Genomic DNA, 232 nt, shown 5'->3' on the forward strand with positions numbered 1-232 from the left:
GCTGCTTCCACAGCCGCGCCGACAGCAGGATGACCTCGGCGTCGATGTCCGGGCCTTCCAGGCCATAGGTCTCGATGCCGACCTGGTGGAACTGCCGATAGCGGCCCTTCTGGGGACGCTCGTGGCGGAACATCGGGCCCTGGTACCACAGTCGCTGCGTCTGGTTGTGCAAAAGGCCCTGTTGCATGGCCGCGCGCACGCAGCTCGCCGTGCCCTCGGGACGCAGGGTCAG

At 67.7% G+C, this 232-nt stretch carries 1 protein-coding gene; it reads right to left on the reverse strand.

Annotated elements, in window-relative coordinates; genetic code table 11:
- Positions 1-232 (reverse strand): ATP phosphoribosyltransferase regulatory subunit (locus tag P8629_RS12790; protein WP_278166459.1); only part of this gene is annotated, 232 nt, incomplete at both ends.

The organism is Hydrogenovibrio sp. 3SP14C1 (genome assembly GCF_029625905.1).
Taxonomy (GTDB): Bacteria; Pseudomonadota; Gammaproteobacteria; order Thiomicrospirales; family Thiomicrospiraceae; genus Hydrogenovibrio.